The sequence below is a fragment of the Desulfovibrio desulfuricans genome (assembly GCF_024460775.1).
GTDB classification, from domain to species: Bacteria; Desulfobacterota; Desulfovibrionia; order Desulfovibrionales; family Desulfovibrionaceae; genus Desulfovibrio; species Desulfovibrio desulfuricans_E.
In genome coordinates this window covers 18,409-37,648 of sequence record NZ_JANFYZ010000005.1, presented here as the reverse complement: position 1 = coordinate 37,648, position 19,240 = coordinate 18,409, and the positions used below count along the sequence as shown (strand labels likewise).

Genomic DNA, 19,240 nt, shown 5'->3' with positions numbered 1-19,240 from the left:
TGGCCAAAACGTTGTCCTTGCAACATAATTCACAAAAAGGGTACGGTAGGTTCCAAAACATGATGTGGAACTCTGGAATGGTATAAGCCGGAATTCCGCTTAACGCCTTGAGTTCACCGCTTTCCCAGGGGGCTGACGTGTCATTTACTGAATTGCTCAGACAAAATGAGTGTTGGCGAAGCGTGGCGCTGACAAAGCCGCGTCTGTTTCGTAAGGGGCATAAATTTTATGACAATCAGCCAGAAATGTACTTTCTGGTAAGCGGCAGGGTTCGCCTCATGGCTCTGGCCCCTGATGGAAGTGAAAAATCGCTCTGGTACCTTGGCGATGGTTCATGTTTTAATGAAACACCAATGTTTATGGACGGGGATAAAAATATACCCTCCGGGCAGGGTGAGGTGCGGTTTTTTCATGACTGTTCAGAAGATTGCTATATCTGCACATTTACCAGAGAAGACGTGCATCGTCTGGGTATGCAACACCCTGAACTCCTTTTTAATCTTTGTAAAAGCTATAGCGTAAAAGTTACATTGTTATCAAAAAATGCCGTTTCATTATGTATGGAATCGCATCTTACACGCATTTGTAAATTTTTGGCTTCGCGGATTGTGCCCGGCTCAGAACCGCTACGCGCCAAACGCGATATTTCTTACCGTGATATGGCTGACCTGCTCGGCATGCACCGCATCACCCTGTATAAGGTTATGCGGCAGGCGCAGGAGCGTGGTTTGTTTTCTTTTGACAAGAACAGCGATGAAATCTTTATTCTCAAACCGGACGAATTTTACAAAGAAGCACATCTGTAGATGTGTTGTGATTTTCAATAGCGGCATCAAACTCAAAAACATAATCCAGAGGAGTTGTGTTGTGTAATAAAATCGAATTATTGTTTATATATTGAATTTATAATTTATTTTTTATTCTAATGTAACTATGGGAATAGTAATGATTTGATGTGCCTATAACATTTTTATATAGCAGAAAATCTCAGCGTTCTCATTGTAAACTGTGCTCTGTTTCTTGCTTTTAAGCGTATCAATAGAATCATACCTGCTCATCATATATTTTTAATCTCTTTTGAGGCGATGCTCTTTTATGTGGGGGGGGCAATATGAATCCAGCCGCCTTGGGCAACAGCCCCAGTTTTATTTTATGCATGGCAGCTTAAGTGCTTGCCCTTTCCCTGAGGGCCTTAGGGGCCTAAAAATACGCCGCCTCAACTTTCCGGCGCGGAATACAAGATAAATTGAGGTATATGCTGCCTCGCCCAAGGACACGCCAGACTGATTTTAATTTTTCCAATGACCCAATGGTCCCGTCCAGAGGCTGGGATGCCCCTGGACGGGATTTGATATCTTCCCTGAGTTCGCTGATGACATTCTGATAAGGGCTTGCTGCATCACAAAGAAGATGAATATAACGCATGCCTGTGCAAAAGCGGCAAGATCAAAAACCATCAATGGCTTTAGCCCTGTTGGCTGATGTGTCTTGCCCTAAAAGCCCTGGAAATTTGAGCAGAAAAGACCGCGCACATTTTACGGCATGCCCTTGGCTGAATGTTATTTGGGTGAGCCGCTGGCGATAAACGCTTTAGACCCTGCATAGACAGCTGTTTCACCAAGGCTCCGTTCAATCCGCATCAGCTGGTTGTATTTTTCAACCCGCTCGCCACGGCAGGGCGCACCGGTTTTTAAGTGACCAGTGCCAAGGCCAACTGTCATATCAGCAATAAAGGTGTCTGTTGTTTCGCCGCTTCTATGGGAAACAAAGGCTCCCCATGCATTGCGCTGGCACAGGCGCACGGCATCAATGGTTTCGCTGACCGTGCCGATCTGGTTCAGCTTGATCAGCGCCGCATTAGCCAGTTTTTCATCAATACCGCGCCTGATATACTGAATATTGGTTACAAACAGGTCATCGCCCACAATCTCGACCTTGCCGCCCAGTCTGGCTTGCAGCAGCGTCCAGCCCGACCAGTCATCTTCGGCCAGCCCGTCCTCAAGCAGCACAACTGGAAACTCGTCAATAAGTGTCGCGTAATACTCGGTCATTTCTGCGGAGGTCAGTTCCCGCCCTTCTGTGCGCAGGTGGTAGCGGCCGTCCTTGTAGAATTCGCTCGAAGCGGGGTCCATGCAGATGGCAACATCTTTGCCGGGGGTGTAGCCAGCCCTCTGAATGGCTTGAACAATAAGTTCCAGCGGTTGACGATTGGAAGAAACAGCGGGTGCAAACCCGCCCTCGTCGCCAACACCGGCGGAAAGGTCGCGTTCAAGCAATACCGTCCGCAGAGCGTGGTACACTTCGCTGCCCCAGCGTATTGCCTCGCTAATGCTGGGGGCGCCCTGCGGCGCGATCATGAATTCCTGAAAATCTGCTCCTTGCCAGCGGGCATGCACGCCCCCGTTGATAATATTCATGCATGGGACAGGGAGCAGCGTGGCTGCTGCGCCCCCAATATAGGCGTAAAGCGGCAGGTTGGAGGCATTGGCAGCCAGGCGGCATACAGCCATGGACACACCCAAGGTGGCGTTTGCACCAAGCTTTGATTTGTTTGGCGTGCCGTCCAGGCTGATAAGTGTGTTGTCGATCAGCCTTTGATTTCTACAATCCAGCCCGGTGACGGCGTGTCGAATCTCTTTGTTGACGTGGTTTATTGCCCGCAAAACACCTTTGCCGCCAAAACGCGCAGTGTCTTTGTCCCTCAGTTCCACAGCTTCTCTGGTGCCAGTGCTTGCCCCAGAGGGAACAGAAGCCAGAGATTTCACTCCACAGTTGGTTGTAACTTCCACCTCAAGAGTGGGATTGCCCCGTGAATCAAGAATTTCTGACGCTTGCACCGTTTTAATGCCATAGTCCATGACGGGCCTCACAATGGTAACAGGACAAAAAAAGGATAACCACCTGTAGCGTGGTTATCCAAAAATCTGCCAACGCGTTCAGTGCCTGGCAGGAGTCATCAGCGAATGCGGTTCAAGGGGAACTCCATCCCCTAATTTTTACTTTGTTCCAACCAACCCAAAAGTCAAGCATGGATGCAATCGGGCTGGCATCGGTTTGTTTTAGGCTTTATCAGCCCGCTCATAAGCAACTGCCGAAAACTGTTCAAACACTTCTTCGCATTTGGCAATTGCGGTGATGGCCTGCTCTTTTTCAGGTATTTCCACAATCTGGCGCTTTTGAATTTTTTTGAACCAGTTTTTCAGCTTTTCCAGTTCTTCTTCGTTTTCTTCGACCTCTGCAAAGATAAAATTCTCGGCAGCGGTCTCCTTTTCTATTTCTTTCAGATAGTCAGCGCACTTATCTAAAAGCTCCGTGTATTCAAGGCGCGAGGCCTCTCCCAGGTTGTCCAGAACACGGCCCTCGTCGGCATCGTTCAAAAGCTTTCCTTCAAATACCAGGGATTCCCCCTCAAGAGAAAGCACCAGTGCTGCCAGTTCCTCCAGCAAAGGGATTCGCTCTTTGTTGAAAGGAATAACCCATAGTCCACGGTAGCTTATGGCCCCGGTTTTTTTCAATTGCCGCCAAACCTGTACACGGCCTTTGGCCGCCTTGGTCGGCAGGGTGTACGAGAAGAAGAGGAAACGCATAGTGCTGTGTCACCAGTATGTTAAATGTCGTTTCGTTGGCAAGTTGTAAGCGCTATGCCGCCTCAGGCTTCGCTGTGGCCTTGTCGCTGTGAATGCGGGCATACAGGGGCAGCGCCAGCAATTGCGCCGTTACCGAGCAAATAACCAGGCCGTGAGGGTTGAAATCGTAAAGCCAGCCCATAAACCAGCTGCCCATAAACCAGCTGACCCCAAAACAGGATTCAAAAAAACCAAAGCTGGCCGAACGGTTTTCCTTGGAGGTTAAGCCCACTACAGCCGCCTTGAGAATTGATTCCTGCGCGCCCATGCCTATGCCCCAGAGCGTAACCCCGATGGCAATGCCCCAGAAGGAGCTTATGGAAAAAATGAATACGGCAGAAAAGGCCGAGATAATTCCCGACACAAGCAGCGCTTTGAATTGAATTTTATCATAGAGCGCTCCAAACACCAAGGCTGCAAAGGCGTCCACGATCATCGCCCACGCGTACAGCAAAGGTAATGAGCTTACAGAAAAAATATTCTGCTTTGCGGCATGCATTGTGACGATGGGAAAATCAATGAACCCAAACGCAAACAATGAAATTGCCACAAGGTAGAGGATAAAGGAGCTTTTTTTGTTCACTGCCCCATTGGCTGTTGTTTTTTCAAAAAGTTCAGGGGTAGGGAAGCATTGCTTTGCCCAAAAAAGCCAGCACATGGTGGCTACCGCCGGAATCCCCAGAACTGCAAAACACAGCGCGTAAGACTCAAGCGTGTCTTCACCGCCTTTGAACCACAACACACAAAAAAGCAGCACAGGCCCTAAAAATGCGCCCATCTGGTCAAGGAATTCTTGCAGGGCAAAGGCCTTGCCCACACCAACCTGAGTGGCGGCAAAAGACAGAAGCGTATTTTTTGCCGGTTGCCGTATGGCCTTGCCTGCTCTCTCGGACACAATCAGGATACAAGCCAGCATCCAGCCATTTTCTGGAACCAGCGCCAGAAAGGGAATGGCGACAACATTGACGCCATACCCCAGCAGGGTCATGCCCCAGTAGCATTTTGTCTTGTTGGCTATGATGCCCGTAAACAGCCGGAGCGAATAGCCCACAAGCTCGCCAAAGCCGGAAACAAAGCCGATTGCAGTGGCAGAAGCCCCAAGAAGGGGGAGGTAGGAGCCGTAAATGCTTCGGGCTCCCTCATGGGTCATATCGGCAAACAGGCTGACTATGCCCATCAAGACAACAAAGGTTACGGCAGGTGTGGCTGTTTTTTTGCCCAAGAATTTAAGCACCATAACTTCCTCGTGCGTTCAGAGAATCTGTGGGCTTAATGGGTGCCCAAAACTGCGCTCAGCACTTTGTACAGGGCATACGGAACGATACTGGCCAGAGGGGAAGTAAAGAATCATGAAAAGACGATTTCAGTCAGTGCCTTTTTGTTCAGCGTCTTAAGTCCGCTCGCCCCAGCAGACAGGCAAGCCGGGGTGACTTTATAACGCCAACCCCATAGGCCATGCCAAGCATGGCTTCGGTGTAGTGTGACCCGATGGTTCAGCCAAAAAACAGGCAGGATAGAACCGCGCAGATCGCGTGGGCGTCTCCAGAAGAAACCTCTGAAAATAAAGTTGAAATTTTAGTACGAACATCAGCAATATCTTTCCATGAATAAATTGTTATCTAAATAACAAACATATTCAATATATTTTAATTAATTTTTGTAACTTTTGTCATAGATGATAAGCATGGCAGATGCCGGGTGCCAGACTGATAATTCTCAGAGCATACCATGCTGATTTTATTCCGTAACCGAATGGCGGATTAAGAAAGAATAACAGCCTATTTTTATTGGGGAATCATCAATGGATGCTATTGAGGCATGCACAGTTATTGAAAAATTAAACATATTAACACACTATAATATCAGAATAAAAAGTTTAGTCATAAGAATCACACAACCTGCGGTGGCTGGACTTCAGCATTGGATGCACTTAATGTAAAATACAAGATTTAATCAGAAGCCACGAGGTGCGCAGCGCGCACGGCAGGCACCCTTACGCAGATTCCTCGTTTTATAAATGGGCTTGCGATGCAGGGGTGAATAGATGCAATCACTGCTGACAATTGTGAAAATGCCGAAGAGCAGTTTTTATCGTCCATCTATCCTGCGCATTGCTGCAATGTGGCTGGCTACAATATTTTGCGCCATGTTGCTGGATTCTGATGCCAGTTTTTTCACTCTCGCGGCAAGCGCTGCTACGGACAATGCGCAGGGCATGCAGCCGAAAATGCAAACGGGCAAGCCGCAAACATCTGAGCACAAGTCCGTACTCATTCTTTCAGGATCGCAATATGGCCTGCCTGTTACAGACAACATGGCCGCCGGAACAGTTGAAGTCCTCAGGAAAAAAGGCCTGAGTTTCAGCGATATCTACGTTGAAATGCTCGACCTTGTACGCAACGACAGCACCTATTGGCGCTCCAGGCTTGCATCCGTATTGCAGGAAAAGATCGCCCGGGCAGACATTGGGCTGGTGGTAGTGCAAAACCAGGCTGCTCTGGAATTTTTTGCATATGAGTGCGCTGGCATGGTGCCGCTTGATGTGCCGGTTCTGGCAACCCAGATATCCAATCCTGCGGTATTGTGGCGCGGTCGTCCGCACTCTGTTTTGTATGTGGGCAGCCGCTGGGATATTGCCGGGACGCTCCGCTACGGGCTCGATCTTTTCCCGCAAACGCGCAATCTGGTTGTAGTTGCCGGAGCATACAAAAAACAGTCGTTGTTCCATACTCAGGTGATTTCGGCCCTGGCCGCATTGCCGGAAAATATTAAGATGGAGGATACTGCGGCATTGTCCTACGGGGAAATGCTTGAGCGGGTTTCCTCATTGCCCCCCAATACCCTTGTCTTGCTTGGAACCTATTATAAGGACAGCACCGGGCACAGTTTTGTTCCCGCAGAAGTGGCCGCCGATGTTGCCAGGCTGGCAAACGCGCCAGTGCTGGCCCTCTATGATGCGCATGTCCTCCAGGGCGCAACGGGGGGATCTGTTGTAATGACCACAGAAGTTGGGCGGCAAGTAGGCAAGGTCGGTTTTGAGTTTCTGACCGGAATCCGCAAAATTGATGCCGACAATACAGATGCCGCAGTGCTGCCGCAGCCCATGTTTGACTGGGTTCAGTTGCTGCGTTGGGGGGCCGACACCACCAAGTTACCCCCAGATTCTGTAATATTGAACCGCCCGCGAACCATTTGGAGCGAATACCGCAATTCGGTGACCGCCGCAGCGGCAGCCATTGCCATTTTGTCTGCATTGTCCATTGCTCTGGCAATACAGAATCAAAAACGCAAAAGGGCAGAACAGGCCACTGCCGCACTTAACGACCAACTGGAGGCGCAGGTTGCCAGCCGGTCTGCGGAGCTTGCCGCGCGCACGGCTGTGTTGCAGACCATATACGACTGCGCCAGCTCCGGCATAGCGCTGATCGCCGACCGTACAATCATTCGCGGTAACCGCAGAATGCACGAAATGTTTGGCTGGCCTGAGGGCGAGATGATCGGCAAGTCCGTAAGGGTATGGTATGTAGACAACGAGGCCTACCTTGATGCGGGCAAAATCCCTTATGAGCGGATATGGAACGGTGAAACTTATTGCAGGGAAGAAGAACTGGTGCGTCGTGACGGAACCCGTTTTTGGGCTCGCATGACGGGCACGGCGGTTGATCCGGCTGACCACTCCAAGGGAATAGTGTCTGTTATTGACGACATCACAAATGAACGCCTGGCAATGGCCCAGATGACCCTGTCCCGCGAGCAGGCCGAAGCTGCCAATGCCGCCAAGAGTATCTTTCTGGCGAGCATGAGCCACGAAATCCGCACACCGTTGAACGCCATAATCGGGCTTGCCCACCTTTTGAGGAAAAGAACGCAGGATAAGGATACAACGGAAAAGCTGGAGCGCGTTCAGGCATCAGGCAGGCATCTTCTCCGCCTTATCAATGATATCCTTGATTTTTCAAAGATCGAAGCCGGCAAGCTGGTTATTGTTGCCGAACCGATGGATATAAGGGCTATCTCCAACAACGTGGTGTCAATCATGGCAGAAAGCGCGTCTGCCAAGGGCATACAACTGCATGTGGAGTCTGATCCCATGCCCTGCGCGCTCAATGGCGATGCCTTGCGCGTCACGCAGGCCCTGCTCAATCTGGTGAGCAATGCCATCAAGTTTACGCACTCGGGCAGTGTTACCATCCGCACCTTGAAGGACGCGGAAATGGAATCGCACGTGAGGCTCCGCTTTGAGGTGACAGATACCGGCATAGGCTTTGCCGAGGTGCAACTGCCAAACCTGTTTGCTCCCTTTGAGCAGGCTGATTCTTCCATGTCCAAACGGTTTGGCGGCACAGGCCTGGGCCTGGCCATTACCAGAAAACTGGCAGAACTTATGGGCGGGCAGGCCGGGGCCCACAGCACATTGGGACAGGGCAGCACTTTCTGGTTTACGGCAGTTTTTGACAAGGTTGAAGACGCCAGCCTTGTTAAGGCCAGGGAACAGGTCAAGAATGCCTGTCAGGAAATTTCTGTAAATTTTGCAGGCAGCCGTGTTTTGCTTGTGGAAGATAATGAAATAAACATGATTGTTGCAACAGAAACACTGGCAGAGGCCCTGCTTGAAGTAGAGGTCGCGCGTGACGGGCTGGAAGCCCTTGCCATGGTGCGCCAGACCGACCCAGACCACTATGCCCTGGTGCTGATGGATATGCAGATGCCCAATATGGACGGTCTGGAGGCAACCCGCGAGCTGAGAAAGATGCCGTCCGCTCAGCACCTGCCAATCATTGCCATGACGGCCAATGCATTTAATGAAGATCGCGACCGCTGCTTTGCAGCGGGAATGGACGACTTTATTGCCAAGCCAGTGGAACCGGATCAGATGTTTGCAACCATTTTGCGCTGGCTGCGGCGGGGCAAAACGCAGGCTGATCTGGCATAGTGGCGCGCGGGCATTCTAATTCGCGGAGATGTTCCCCAAATTTTTACGAAGCGGTGCCGTGCAGGAGATGTCTATGTTCAAAAAAAGTTACGCCCTTGCAATAACCGCAGGCATTGTCATTTTTGCTGCCGGTTTTTGGGCGGGCGGCAGAGGCGCGGTGCTGTTTGAGCTGGGTCAGGCTGTTGCCGCAGTGGCCCCATCCACTAGCGTGACCAAAACGGTGCTGTTTGAAGCCGATCGCTCATGGGATGGAACGCCCTATGGCGCATACCCAGCCGGGGATGCGGACATCAAGATTGTAAAAATTGTGATTCCTCCCAATTCGCGTCTTGGCAGCCACACCCATCCCATGCCGAACATTGCCTATGTGCATGCGGGCGCGCTGACAGTAAAAAGCGAGGCGGACGGTCTGGAGCGGCAGTTGAAGCAGGGGGACTTTCTGGCGGAAATGGTCAATAAGCCGCACTATGGATATACGGGCGATGAGGGCGTGGAGCTCTTTCTTGTCTACTGCGGGGTTACTGGGCAGGAATTGTCTGTCAGCACAAAATAGCGCCTTTCTTTAGCGCAAATATTTGTGAGGCGAGCCGGGATATTTCCGGCCCGCCTTTTTTATGGCTTGCCCGCCAAAACAATTTTCTACTGTCCGCCAGCCCCAGCCTGATGTTGAGCCGCCTCACGGGCAAGCCGTTCCATCAATTTCTGCATTTTTTGCGCAACGTCGGCGTTTTTAACAATCCCGTGGCGGCTCGCAATCCATGCGGGATCATTCCAGAGCAGGCAAACCCCTTGCGGCGTTTCCACCGCCAAGATGCGCAGGGGCAGATCAAGGGCCGCGTCCGGGGCTTCAAGCATGAGGGCTGTGCCCACTGCCGGATTGCCAAAGGTGATCACGCGCGCGCCAGTCATATCAAGGCCTGCCTCAACGGCATTCTGTTTGTGATCCACTATGGAAAAAACAGGGATTTTCGCACTCTCGATGGCGTTCAGCAAGCGTTTCCAGACAGTTTCCAGGTCATCTTGAGGGGCTGCCAGTACACGCTGCAAACCATTATCAGGGGTGTTCATAACTACTCCTGCTTGCGGGTGACAGGTTTATTTTTCTGCGCACAGGGGCGCCAGCATTGGTCTTCCGGTCAGGGTGTCCATGGGCTGGCGGGTGATGTGCCGCAGGGTAAGGCGAACCAGCGCCGCATGCAGCAGGGTATGGTAATAAGAAAAGGCGGGCTGGCAAAGCAGGCATGCTCAGGATGCCACGTAGGAATTCCAGAGCCGGATGGCGGCAGATTCGCTGACTGACCATTGTAAGGGGCAGTTTCCGCAGTCGCAATAGAGGCGAAAGATGTCGTGGGTTCTGCCTTCAGGTCTGGATGTTTGAAGCTTGGGGAATTTGCCGCATTTTATACAGGGCCGAATTACGGGAAGGTTGTCTTTATTCATTGGTAAAACATAGCCCTTGGCAGAGAGGCCGTCAAAGATTTGTTGTAATCAAATAAATGAAGCTATGTATATTAATTAGCCTATCGATTTGCAATATTATAATTATCTTTCTTCCTCTCTACCATATGCGCGCGTGCGATTGCGCTATCCCCCAGTGCAGAAACACCGCAGCATCAATCCCAATTTTGCGCGGTTGCCAGAACATTTTTTCATCTTTTCCTCATCCAGAATTTATTGAAACCTGCGTCCGTTGCGGAAGACTGAGGAGCCGTGCGCTTTTCTGTTTTTTTAGCAGCAAGTTCAGTGAATTACCTCTTGCCATCTGAAATTTAAAGAGATCGCTTCCCAAAGCTTCACCAATAATCACGGTTCCCAATATATCGTGCCACCGTTGCCCCCCTTCAATCGGTTGTTTACACAATAAAATATTAATTATCAGAAGCGGTTTTAAATAATTGGCAGGAAGAGGGCAGGGAAGACGATTCAAATCTGGAGGCACAATGAAACAGTGGCACAGGCATGCGGCGGTAATGGCTTTATTGGGGATCATAGGCAGCCCATGTGCTGCATCCGCCGGTAATGAAGGTAATGGCGAAGTTCAACTTTCTCCCCTGGAAATGGCAGCTTCCAAGGACACCATCGACCACATCACCCAGGTGGACATAGAGCGGAAAACCGCCAGAAACCTCTGGGAAGCCCTGCGCGGCGTGGAAGGCGTGAACCTGCAAACTTCCGCAGGCCGCAATGAGGGAACCATCAGCATTCGTGGCTCCAACCGCTATCAGGTAGGCCTGTACATTGACGACATCCCCGTTGCAACCGCTTATCGCAACGAATGGGATGCCAACAACATCCTGACCTATGGCCTTGAATCCATCGAAGTCTCCAAGGGCTACAGCTCGCCTTTATTGATCAGCAACAACAACCTTGCGGGTGCGGTGAACCTGCGTACGGCAAAACCCAAAAAAGAGTTTGAAGCCACCGCCAAGTACATGAATTTTTTTGACCGCAACGTGCAGAATCAGGGTCAAATGGCTGCGGCAAGCGTGGGAACCAAGCAGGATCTCTACTACCTCAAGGGAACGTTCATATTCAATAACCAGAACTTCTTCACCTATCCGGCCAGTTTTGACTCCGCGCCCTATCAGCCGGGCAGCCGCGCGCGCAACTCGGACAATCAGACCCTCTCTGGCAACATCATTGGCGGCTGGACGCCAAACGACGATGTGGATGTCATGGTGGGCTATACGCGGCAGCACTTTCAGAAGGGACAGCCCTTTGATGCCGCCCAGACCCGTACGGGCGACTCAACCACCTATCCTTACAAGCGCTTTTGGGAATGGCCGGAGTATGAAACCAGCCGTGTGTACGCCAATGGCAATTTCAATCTCAGCAGCAAGGCGCACCTGAAGGCTGTTGCCTATTACGACTGGCATCAGGACACTTCAAAAAGCTACACCGACGTGTCCATGACCAGGCGGGATTCTGCGGACAAGACGTATGACCAGTTTACCACCGGCGGCCAGTTGACGTTTGACTATACTTTCAACCCCGCCAACAAGATCGCCCTTTCCGCTGGTTATCGCCTTCTTTCGCACAAAGAATACAATGACTACAGCGTGTTTGACGACACTGGCCTGAAACCGAAGCTCAAGAAAAAGGCCGCTGATGTGGGTTCGCAGCTGGATGAGCACATTACGGAAACCTACACGGATCTGGGCGCGGAATACACCCTCAAACCAGTGGACAAGCTCACTCTGGTTTTCGGCAGCAGCCTCAGCACCATGGTTCCGCAAACCCTTGAGAGCCGCGACCATACCACGGGCGACATGTATTCCTACAAGGACGGGCTGAGCGACCCCAAGACCCTGTTCAACTATCAGGTTGGGGCCTTCTATGACCTGACGGAACACCATGAGGTGTTCGCCACCTTTGCCAAAAAATCGCGCTTTGCCACCATGCGCGAGCGCTACATGCGCACGAGCGGCACTCCTGCCAATCCCGATCTTAACCCCGAGCAGGCCTATCATTATGAACTGGGCTACAAGGGTATTTTTGGCGACTGGCTCAAGCTCAACAGCAGCGTGTACTACAGCGATGTGACAGACCTGATCACCTCGCAGGGTACTTCTGGCAACATGTCGTTCTCAAACCTGAACCGGGCCACCTTCTACGGTTACGAACTGGGCGCGGAAGCTGTGTTCAACCAGTATGTGAGCGTGGGAGCGGTGTTCAACTACATGCACTGGAACAACTGCACCAACGACGACAAGCTTACCCAGTTGCCCGAGCTTACAAGCACCCTGTACAGCGTCATCACGCCTGTGGAAGGCTTCTCAATCATTCCGCAGGTCAACATGAGCAGCGGCTTCTACTGGAACAGTGCTCCTTACGATACGTATTACCGCAAGGCCCCCGGCTTCACCACCGTGGACCTCAAGGCCGTTTACGATATCAACAAGAACTTTTCCGTGGAAGCTGGCGTGAAGAACATGTTTGATCAGGAATATGCATACAGCGCCTATTATCCGGAGCCTGGCCGCAGCTTCTTTATGGGCGTTACCGCAACATTCTAATACGTTAATCCTAATAGGTGGGGTCGCCCGCAGGCGGCTCCACCTGGGGCAATATCATGCAGATTCGCCGTACATTTCTGTTTTGGGCAGTGCTTATGTTTGCAGCTTTTTTGCCTTGCACTGGCGCAGGCGCGGCAGAGGCCACGCCGCCTGCCGTCAGCGGCGATGCCAGAAGCGTTTATTGCCCCACGCCGCCCTCGGCCTTCACGCTTTACGCCTTTGCGCCGGAGCTGCTTGCAGCATGGAACACCCCTCTGCGGGATTATGAAAAAAAATTTATTCCGCCACAGTATCACGACCTGCCCATCCTGGGCGGCTGGTATGGGCAGGGGTTTATTCCTGACAGGGAAATGCTGCTGGCAAGCGGCATCAAAAAGGCCTTTTACCTCTCCATGAGCATGCACGACCATTTGCCCATAGAGCAGACCCTGACCAGCCTCGGCATGCAGGTATCCACCGCCCAAGGCGGCAGCATGAAGGATATGGCGGCCTGCTTTCTGACAATGGGGCGGCTGTATAATCGCGAACAGCGCGGGCAAAGCCTTGCCGCATATGCTGATGCAACGCTGAACCGGGTGGCTGCGGCCATGAAAGACCTGCCGTCAGAACGGCGCGCGCGCGTGTATGTGGCGCTGGAAGCCAACGGGCTTGCCTCGGTCTGTAAGGATTCCGAGCGTTCCGAGGTGCTTGAAGCCGCAGGCGCGGACAGTGTGCACATGTGCCCGCCCGGCACGGAAAACGCCCAGCTCAAGGTCACGTTTGAACAGGTCATGGCCTATAATCCGGATGTGGTGCTGGTATTCCACCCCAATCTTATGCGCCGCATACGTACAGACCCCCAATGGTCGGCCTTGCCTGCGGTGCAGGCGGGCAGGGTGTATTTTATCCCGCGCGGCCCCTTCAGCTGGATAGAGCGCCCCGCAACCTATATGCGGCTTATGGGCGTGCAATGGCTGGCAAATCTGCTGCACCCAGATCTGTACGCAGTGGACATCAAGGCCGAAAGCCGCCGGTTCATGAAACTGTTTTTTAACCTAGATCTGAGCGATGCGCAGATAAACGAGCTTTTTGAACCTTATGGCACGTTCTGAAAAAATTTTGCTCTGGCTGGGGGTGATGCTGGTCGCCGCAGTGCTGCTCTCGCTGCACATGGGCCGCTACCCTTTGGACATGGGCGCGCTCTGCCGCGCGCTTGCCGATGCATGGTCTGGAAACACGCTCAACCCCGATCAAAAGCAGGTGCTGTTCCTGTTTTTTAATCTGCGGCTGCCGCGCATTGTCACTGCTCTGCTGGTGGGTGCAAGCCTTGCGGTATCTGGCAGCGTGTACCAGGCCATGTTTCAGAATCCGCTTGTGTCGCCCGGTATTCTGGGGGTGCAGCACGGGGCGGCTTTTGGCGGGGCCGTGGGCATTCTGGCCTTTTCATCCATGGCGGCCACACAGGTGCTGGCCTTTATTGGCGGCGCGCTGGGCGTGGGCCTTGCCCTGTTTTTTTCCATGCTCTACCCAAAGGCGCGATTTCTTGCCCTGCTCATTGGCGGCATGGTGAGCAGCTCCTTTTTTGTGGCCCTGACCTCGCTTGTGCAGTACGTGGCAGACCCCAACAGACAGTTGCCCGAAATTGTTTTCTGGCTCATGGGCACGCTTTCGCGCACTGAGCCGCGCCACCTTGCATGGGGGGCCCCGCTCATGCTCTGCGCGCTGGCCTTCATCTGCCTTAACGGCAAAGTCGTGAACGCGCTTTCCATGGGCGATGATGAAGCTATGGCTCTGGGCGTGAACAGCATGCGCATGAAGATGCAACTGATTGCGGCGGCAACGCTGGCGTGTTCGCTGACAGTTGTCATGGCGGGCGTCATCAACTGGGTTGGCCTTGTTATTCCGCACGTGATGCGTTTTATCTGCGGGCCGGACAATCGCCTTGGCCTGCTGAATTCAGCCCTGGGCGGCGCGCTCTTTATTCTGCTGACGGATTCGTTCATCCGCACGATCTGGACAGTGGAACTGCCGCTGGGCATCGCCACCTCGATCATCCTGCTGCCGCTGTTTGCCTTTAGCCTGTGGTACGACTGGAAGAGACGCTATGATTGAAGTGCGTGACCTCACCCTTGGCTATTTTGATGCCCCGCCCGTGCTGCAGCAGGTCTCTCTGCGCGTGGGCCGGGGAGAAGTGGTGAACGTGCTTGGCCCCAACGGTTGCGGCAAAACAACGCTGCTCCGGGCCATTCTGGGATTTTTGCCCGTGCCGCGCCGCAGTGTTTTTCTGGAAGGACGCCCGCAGGAAGAAACTTCGCGGCGGGATCTTGCGCGCACGCTGGCCTATGTGCCCCAGATGCATACGGGCGTTTTTGCCTATCAGGTTCTTGATGTGGTGCTTATGGGGCGCACAGCCCGCAGCCCCTGGCTCAGATTTTCTGCCGAGGATGTGGACAGGGCCATGACCGCTCTGGAGCAGGTGCGCATGGCAAGCTACGCGCGCAAATCCTATCTGGAGCTATCCGGCGGGCAACGGCAGCTTGTACTTATTGCGCGGGCCTTGTGTCAGGAGTGTTCTGCTTTGGTCATGGATGAGCCAGTTACCGGGCTGGATTACGGCAACCAGTTTCATTTGCTGGAGCTGATTGGCGAACTTTCCGGCTCCGGGCCGGCGATCATGCTGACCACCCACCATCCAGAACAGGCGGTGTATCTGGGCGGGCGGGCCATACTGCTCAAGGCGGGGCATGTGGTTGCGGACGGCCCGGTTTCCACCACTGTTACCGTGCCGCAGATCAAGGAACTGTACAACCTGCCCCCCAGGGCCCAGCGCTGGATGCACCTTACAGAACCGGATGCGCCATGAGTATGGAATCCGCAGCCGACAGGCAGATTTTTGCCGCTCCCTATCTTGAGGAGCCGCCCGCAAAGCCGCATACCAGAGGCCCGTGGTTTTTTGCGGCCTCATTTGCGGCGCATCTTGCCGTGCTGGGGATGATATGGTTTTTGGGCAGCCTGTTGCCGCCCACGGGCAATGGCGATTTTGACGGGGTGGTGATTACCCTGACTTACGGCAAGCCCGGTTCAGGCACCGCCGGAGAACCAGCTGGAGCTGGCGGCGGCAGCGCCCAGACGGAACAGAATGCAGAGCCGCAGGCGGATGCGGCGGCACCTGCCGCAGAGGCGGCAGCCGCTCAAAAAGAAACAAGTCCAACACCCCAACAGCAGGAAAAATCTGTCGAACCCACCGTGGCGGATTCCCAATCTCCCCTTGCCATACCCCGGATTGCCGAAAAAGCGTCGGCAAAAAAAACAGCCGATGCGTCACCCAAGGAAAAACCGCACCCCGCCAAGGTTGAAAAAATTACAAAAGCCACGCCCCGCAAGGAACAGAATGTTCAGCACCGGGAGCAGGCAGACAACAATACGACAGCCAAAGTCGCCGACCTGAAACCGGGCACCACGACTGCTGGCGCAAGTTCTGGCGCAAATGCTGGCGTAGACTCAGGCGCTGGCAGCGGCGCAAACCAGAGCAAACTGCAAGGGCAGGGCATGTCTTTGGCAGAGGGATCAGGGCAAGGGCGCGGCAGCGGCAGCAGCGGTCAGGGCAACGGGGCCGCAAGTGAAGGGCAGGGTGATGCCGGGGGCTACCTTAAGGGCAATTACGAATATATCAAAAAACGCATCCGCAAATATCTGGAATACAGCCCGCAAGCAAAGCGCATGGGCATTCAGGGGCTTGTGTATGTGGCTTTTACCATCACCAGGGATGGATCCGCGCAAAATGTGGAGTTGCGCACCAGCAGCGGTTTTGATTCGCTGGACGAATCAGCGCTGGAAGCCGTGCACCGGGCATCGCCCTTTGCGCCGCCGCCGCAGGCCGCCCGCGTGGTTGTTCCCATTCAGTTCAGCCTCAAATAGCAGAAAGCCCAGCCTGTGGGGCCGGGAGGGTTATATTTTCCAGAACATGACGGCCAGCTTTGACTCCACCCTTTCCTGAATAATCCCGTCGCGGCAGAGGCTTGCCAGTTTCTTGCGCATTTCGGCTTTCAGGCTGTCAGAAATTGTCATCATGCTGGTGAAATAATTGAGGTGCATCAGTTCCGCATCCTCAAAGGTCGTTTCGCTTTCCCACGCCCGGTCAAAGTATTCTACCTCAGGATAAAAACCCATCAGAAACAGCATGTTGAAAGCGCAGAAGAAACTGCGGGCAATGCGGGCCTTCTGTTCGTCCCAGTCGAGCAGGCTCTTGAGCTGATCCCTGACAGAATGGCGCATTTCCACATGCGTGATCATGCAGCAGGCGCGGCTGGAGGCGGCAATCATCTTTTCCAGCGTTGCGCGGTTGTTGATGGCTGGCGTGCGCGATGCCAGAACCAGATCGAATTGTCTGCGCCAGCCCATGCTGTCGATGTCTGCCGCCTGCCAGTCCAGAACCCGAAAACTGGCGTTGGGGCAGTTGTCTTCAACGGCATTGGCCTTTGCCAGATCAATCATGTTGGGCGCAAGGTCAAAGCCTTCCACCCGGCCCACCAGCGGGGCCATTTCAAGGCTTTGCGCGCCGGGGCCGCAGCCGATATCCAGCACCGCGCTGTTGTGGTCAAGGGCAGCCTTGCGCGCAAGGTGTTCCATCAGGCGCTGGCGGTGTTCGTCCGCAGTTTTGCGGCGAATGCGCTTGTTGAACGAGGGCGCGCGCTTGTTCCAGAACTCCTGCGCATCCTTGCGGTCTGGCTGATAATCGACCCAAAGCTTCTCAAAATATTCAATATTCACTGGGCACCGCCGGGCAGCAGATTTACCTTGAGGCCCCCGCTGGCAAAAATGGCCTCGCAGTTGTTGTCTTTAAGGGCGCGGGCCATGCCTGCGGCATTTTCCACCACCAGGCCGGAAAGCGAGGCAAAACCGTGCCGGAACAGCAGGGGATGCATGGGGGTGCTTGGCCCGACCATGAAAACCTTGGCCTTCCGGGTCAGTTCCAGCAGGCGGGTGATGGTTTTATTGATGAATGTTGTGCCCGTGACAAAAACAATATCCTGCTCCGGCAGAACGTATTCCGCTGCTGCGTCGGGCAGGTCGCCGGGCTGTGGATTGCGCTCAAGAATGCACATGTCGCAGTGCTGGCGCAGCATGCGCAAACCGGGAAAATGCCCGATCACCGCAACTTTTTTACCTGTAGCCTCTGCAAGAAAAAATTTGAAGGCATCTCCGGGCATGCGGTTTATACCGGGCTGGATGGGGCTTTCGGGCCGCAGGGCCAGAGTGTTGTTGGCGGCATTAAGGGCCGCAAGGCCGATGGAGGCCTGATTGAAATCCCACGATTTTAGGCGGTTGGCCACCTTGCGCAAGGGCTGGCCGACAATTTCATATGGGGAGAGCGAGGGATCCTGCACGCCCGGCATGGTCGGGAAATGCTGGGCCATGCCCACGCCCCCGGCGTCTGATTCCACCATCAGCCAGTGATCGCCGTAAACAAAGGATTTAACCAGCTCCTTCGACGGAACGGAATCAACCAGTTCGTCATACAAATGCCAGCGGTTATGCATGGCTGCCTCCAATGGGGCTGTAGTATGCGCCGTTGAGGCATGCCCGGCAGTATGTTTTGCCATCCTGCATAACTTCCTTGCAATCCAGCACGTCCTCGCCGCAGACGCAGCAGGTTGCAATGCGCGCTGGCGGGCCGGGCAGTTCGCCCTCCGGCATGGTGATGTTCACAGGCTGGCAGGAAAAAATGTCGCTGTCGGCGTAGCCTTCCCAAAAGGCGAGCTGGGCGGCTTTATCCGCATTGTGGGGCGGCCTGTCAGAGGTGATGACGCTGACCCGCACGGCCTTGCCGCTTTTCAAATCCAGAAACGACATGGCTGTTTTGCCGTAGCTGTACATCTTGACCCGTCTGCGCCCCACGGTCACGCCAGTAACCACGTAGGAAGCATCCGCAACGCAGCGGTCAGTCTCCAGAAAGATAACCAGATCGCGCATATCGTCATGCGGCGACATGCCAAGTGCTTTCAGCGCCATCAATGTCATGCGGATGCCCAGAATCTGCCCGCTGCAAATGTGACCGTGATACTGTTCGGCCTTTTCAAGGTAAGGTTTTATATCTTGCATTGTTTTTATGTGTAAGAGTGTTTGTATGTTCAAATGCGTACATTTTATTATATGCCCGCAAGCTGGTTGTCATGCTGGTATCTGTTTCAATAAAAGCGTGAACATTGTGCGGTAGCAAAAGTGCTGGGCTGCGGGTGGAGACTGGAGGGCAGAAAGGCAGCGAGGTAGGGCGGATAGGAAGAATGCGGGATCTGGCGGTGGCTGGGCCGGGCATCTGCACGCTCGCTGACGAGCGCGCCAAAGCTGGCGCGGCATGCTGCCGTTGCGGGTATCCGGGCTGGAACTGTCGCTTGTGCACTTGACACTGGGGTGCTAGTAGTAATGTATAGCATAACTCCAGAAAGGGGGACTCATTATGGCCCAGAATACGAGAGTTGATGACTACACCACCTGCCCGGCTTGTCAGGGCAACGGAAAAGACGATGCTGGCATGAAGTGTTTTGAGTGCAACGGAACCGGAAAAAAGCAGCAAGCCTGCACTGTTCCCGAAGGCCCCGAACATGAAGGCGTTTGCGACTAGCACCGAGCGGCCCCATTAATGAACATAACTTGCCTCCTGATCAAACCTGCATGGCAGGCAGAAA

General features: G+C 53.6%; 16 protein-coding genes and 1 riboswitch. Of the genes, 9 read left to right on the top strand and 7 right to left on the bottom strand.

Translation table 11 applies throughout. The annotated features are described in order from the left end of the window. The first annotated feature begins 137 nt into the window (after positions 1-137). On the top strand, positions 138-806 hold the full coding sequence (locus NE637_RS07530; protein ID WP_192113019.1) for a Crp/Fnr family transcriptional regulator: 669 nt from the start codon (positions 138-140) through the stop codon (positions 804-806). Between the two features lie 753 nt (positions 807-1,559). Here NE637_RS07530 and eno read toward each other — a convergent pair. The 3 genes from eno to NE637_RS07515 all read right to left on the bottom strand — a co-directional run bounded on the left by eno (position 1,560) and on the right by NE637_RS07515 (position 4,863). Further along, positions 1,560-2,858, bottom strand: coding sequence for a phosphopyruvate hydratase (eno, locus tag NE637_RS07525; protein WP_227119273.1), 1,299 nt, complete (start codon positions 2,856-2,858; stop codon positions 1,560-1,562). An 82-nt stretch (positions 2,859-2,940) separates the two neighbouring features. Beyond that, positions 2,941-2,999: riboswitch (Fluoride riboswitch) on the bottom strand. Between the two features lie 60 nt (positions 3,000-3,059). Next, the gene (locus tag NE637_RS07520; RefSeq protein ID WP_192113021.1) at positions 3,060-3,587 is read right to left on the bottom strand and encodes a Chromate resistance protein ChrB; all 528 of its coding nucleotides are present in this window, start codon (positions 3,585-3,587) and stop codon (positions 3,060-3,062) included. A 52-nt stretch (positions 3,588-3,639) separates the two neighbouring features. Next, positions 3,640-4,863, bottom strand: a complete 1,224-nt coding sequence (locus tag NE637_RS07515) for an MFS transporter (protein ID WP_225529991.1) — start codon at positions 4,861-4,863, stop codon at positions 3,640-3,642. 807 nt (positions 4,864-5,670) lie between these two features. Between NE637_RS07515 and NE637_RS07510 the strand changes: the two genes are divergently transcribed. Together NE637_RS07510 and NE637_RS07505 are read left to right on the top strand one after the other, a co-directional pair. Then, a complete protein-coding gene (locus NE637_RS07510; protein WP_227119272.1) occupies positions 5,671-8,559 on the top strand; it encodes an ATP-binding protein in 2,889 nt (962 codons plus the stop codon). A gap of 73 nt (positions 8,560-8,632) precedes the next feature. Beyond that, a complete protein-coding gene (locus NE637_RS07505) occupies positions 8,633-9,112 on the top strand; it encodes a cupin domain-containing protein (protein WP_192113023.1) in 480 nt (159 codons plus the stop codon). Positions 9,113-9,198: 86 nt separating this feature from the next. Here the strand turns inward: NE637_RS07505 and NE637_RS07500 are convergent, their stop codons facing one another. After that, positions 9,199-9,627 carry a DUF302 domain-containing protein gene (locus NE637_RS07500; RefSeq protein ID WP_227119271.1) on the bottom strand — a complete coding sequence of 143 codons (429 nt, stop codon included), beginning with the start codon at positions 9,625-9,627 and terminating at the stop codon, positions 9,199-9,201. A gap of 872 nt (positions 9,628-10,499) precedes the next feature. Here NE637_RS07500 and NE637_RS07495 point away from each other — a divergent pair. Genes NE637_RS07495 through NE637_RS07475 form a run of 5 tightly spaced genes read left to right on the top strand, consistent with a single transcriptional unit; the run spans position 10,500 to position 16,472 of the window. Further along, the gene (locus tag NE637_RS07495; RefSeq protein ID WP_227119270.1) at positions 10,500-12,575 is read left to right on the top strand and encodes a TonB-dependent receptor; all 2,076 of its coding nucleotides are present in this window, start codon (positions 10,500-10,502) and stop codon (positions 12,573-12,575) included. A gap of 56 nt (positions 12,576-12,631) precedes the next feature. After that, entirely contained in the window at positions 12,632-13,666 is a 1,035-nt protein-coding gene (locus tag NE637_RS07490) for an ABC transporter substrate-binding protein (protein WP_227119269.1), read from the top strand. Further along, entirely contained in the window at positions 13,653-14,666 is a 1,014-nt protein-coding gene (locus NE637_RS07485) for a FecCD family ABC transporter permease (protein ID WP_215647430.1), read from the top strand. Before NE637_RS07490 ends, NE637_RS07485 begins: the two co-directional genes overlap by 14 nt. Further along, positions 14,659-15,417 (top strand): ABC transporter ATP-binding protein, encoded by a 759-nt coding sequence (locus NE637_RS07480; RefSeq protein WP_215647429.1) that lies wholly within the window; start codon positions 14,659-14,661, stop codon positions 15,415-15,417. The genes NE637_RS07485 and NE637_RS07480 overlap by 8 nt, the downstream gene beginning before the upstream one ends. Further along, entirely contained in the window at positions 15,414-16,472 is a 1,059-nt protein-coding gene (locus NE637_RS07475; protein ID WP_227119268.1) for a TonB family protein, read from the top strand. Before NE637_RS07480 ends, NE637_RS07475 begins: the two co-directional genes overlap by 4 nt. A 30-nt stretch (positions 16,473-16,502) precedes the next feature. Here NE637_RS07475 and NE637_RS07470 read toward each other — a convergent pair whose 3' ends face one another. The 3 genes from NE637_RS07470 to NE637_RS07460 are packed head-to-tail and all read right to left on the bottom strand — an operon-like array spanning position 16,503 to position 18,656. Continuing rightward, positions 16,503-17,324 carry a class I SAM-dependent DNA methyltransferase gene (locus NE637_RS07470; protein WP_227119267.1) on the bottom strand — a complete coding sequence of 274 codons (822 nt, stop codon included), beginning with the start codon at positions 17,322-17,324 and terminating at the stop codon, positions 16,503-16,505. Then, on the bottom strand, positions 17,321-18,094 hold the full coding sequence (locus NE637_RS07465) for a DUF364 domain-containing protein (RefSeq protein WP_227119266.1): 774 nt from the start codon (positions 18,092-18,094) through the stop codon (positions 17,321-17,323). Before NE637_RS07465 ends, NE637_RS07470 begins: the two co-directional genes overlap by 4 nt. Further along, positions 18,087-18,656, bottom strand: coding sequence for an FmdE family protein (locus NE637_RS07460; protein ID WP_215647425.1), 570 nt, complete (start codon positions 18,654-18,656; stop codon positions 18,087-18,089). Before NE637_RS07460 ends, NE637_RS07465 begins: the two co-directional genes overlap by 8 nt. 355 nt (positions 18,657-19,011) lie before the next feature. Between NE637_RS07460 and NE637_RS07455 the strand changes: the two genes are divergently transcribed. After that, complete coding sequence (locus tag NE637_RS07455; protein WP_022660060.1) at positions 19,012-19,176, top strand: hypothetical protein; 165 nt, start codon at positions 19,012-19,014, stop codon at positions 19,174-19,176. The last annotated feature ends 64 nt before the right edge of the window (positions 19,177-19,240 follow it).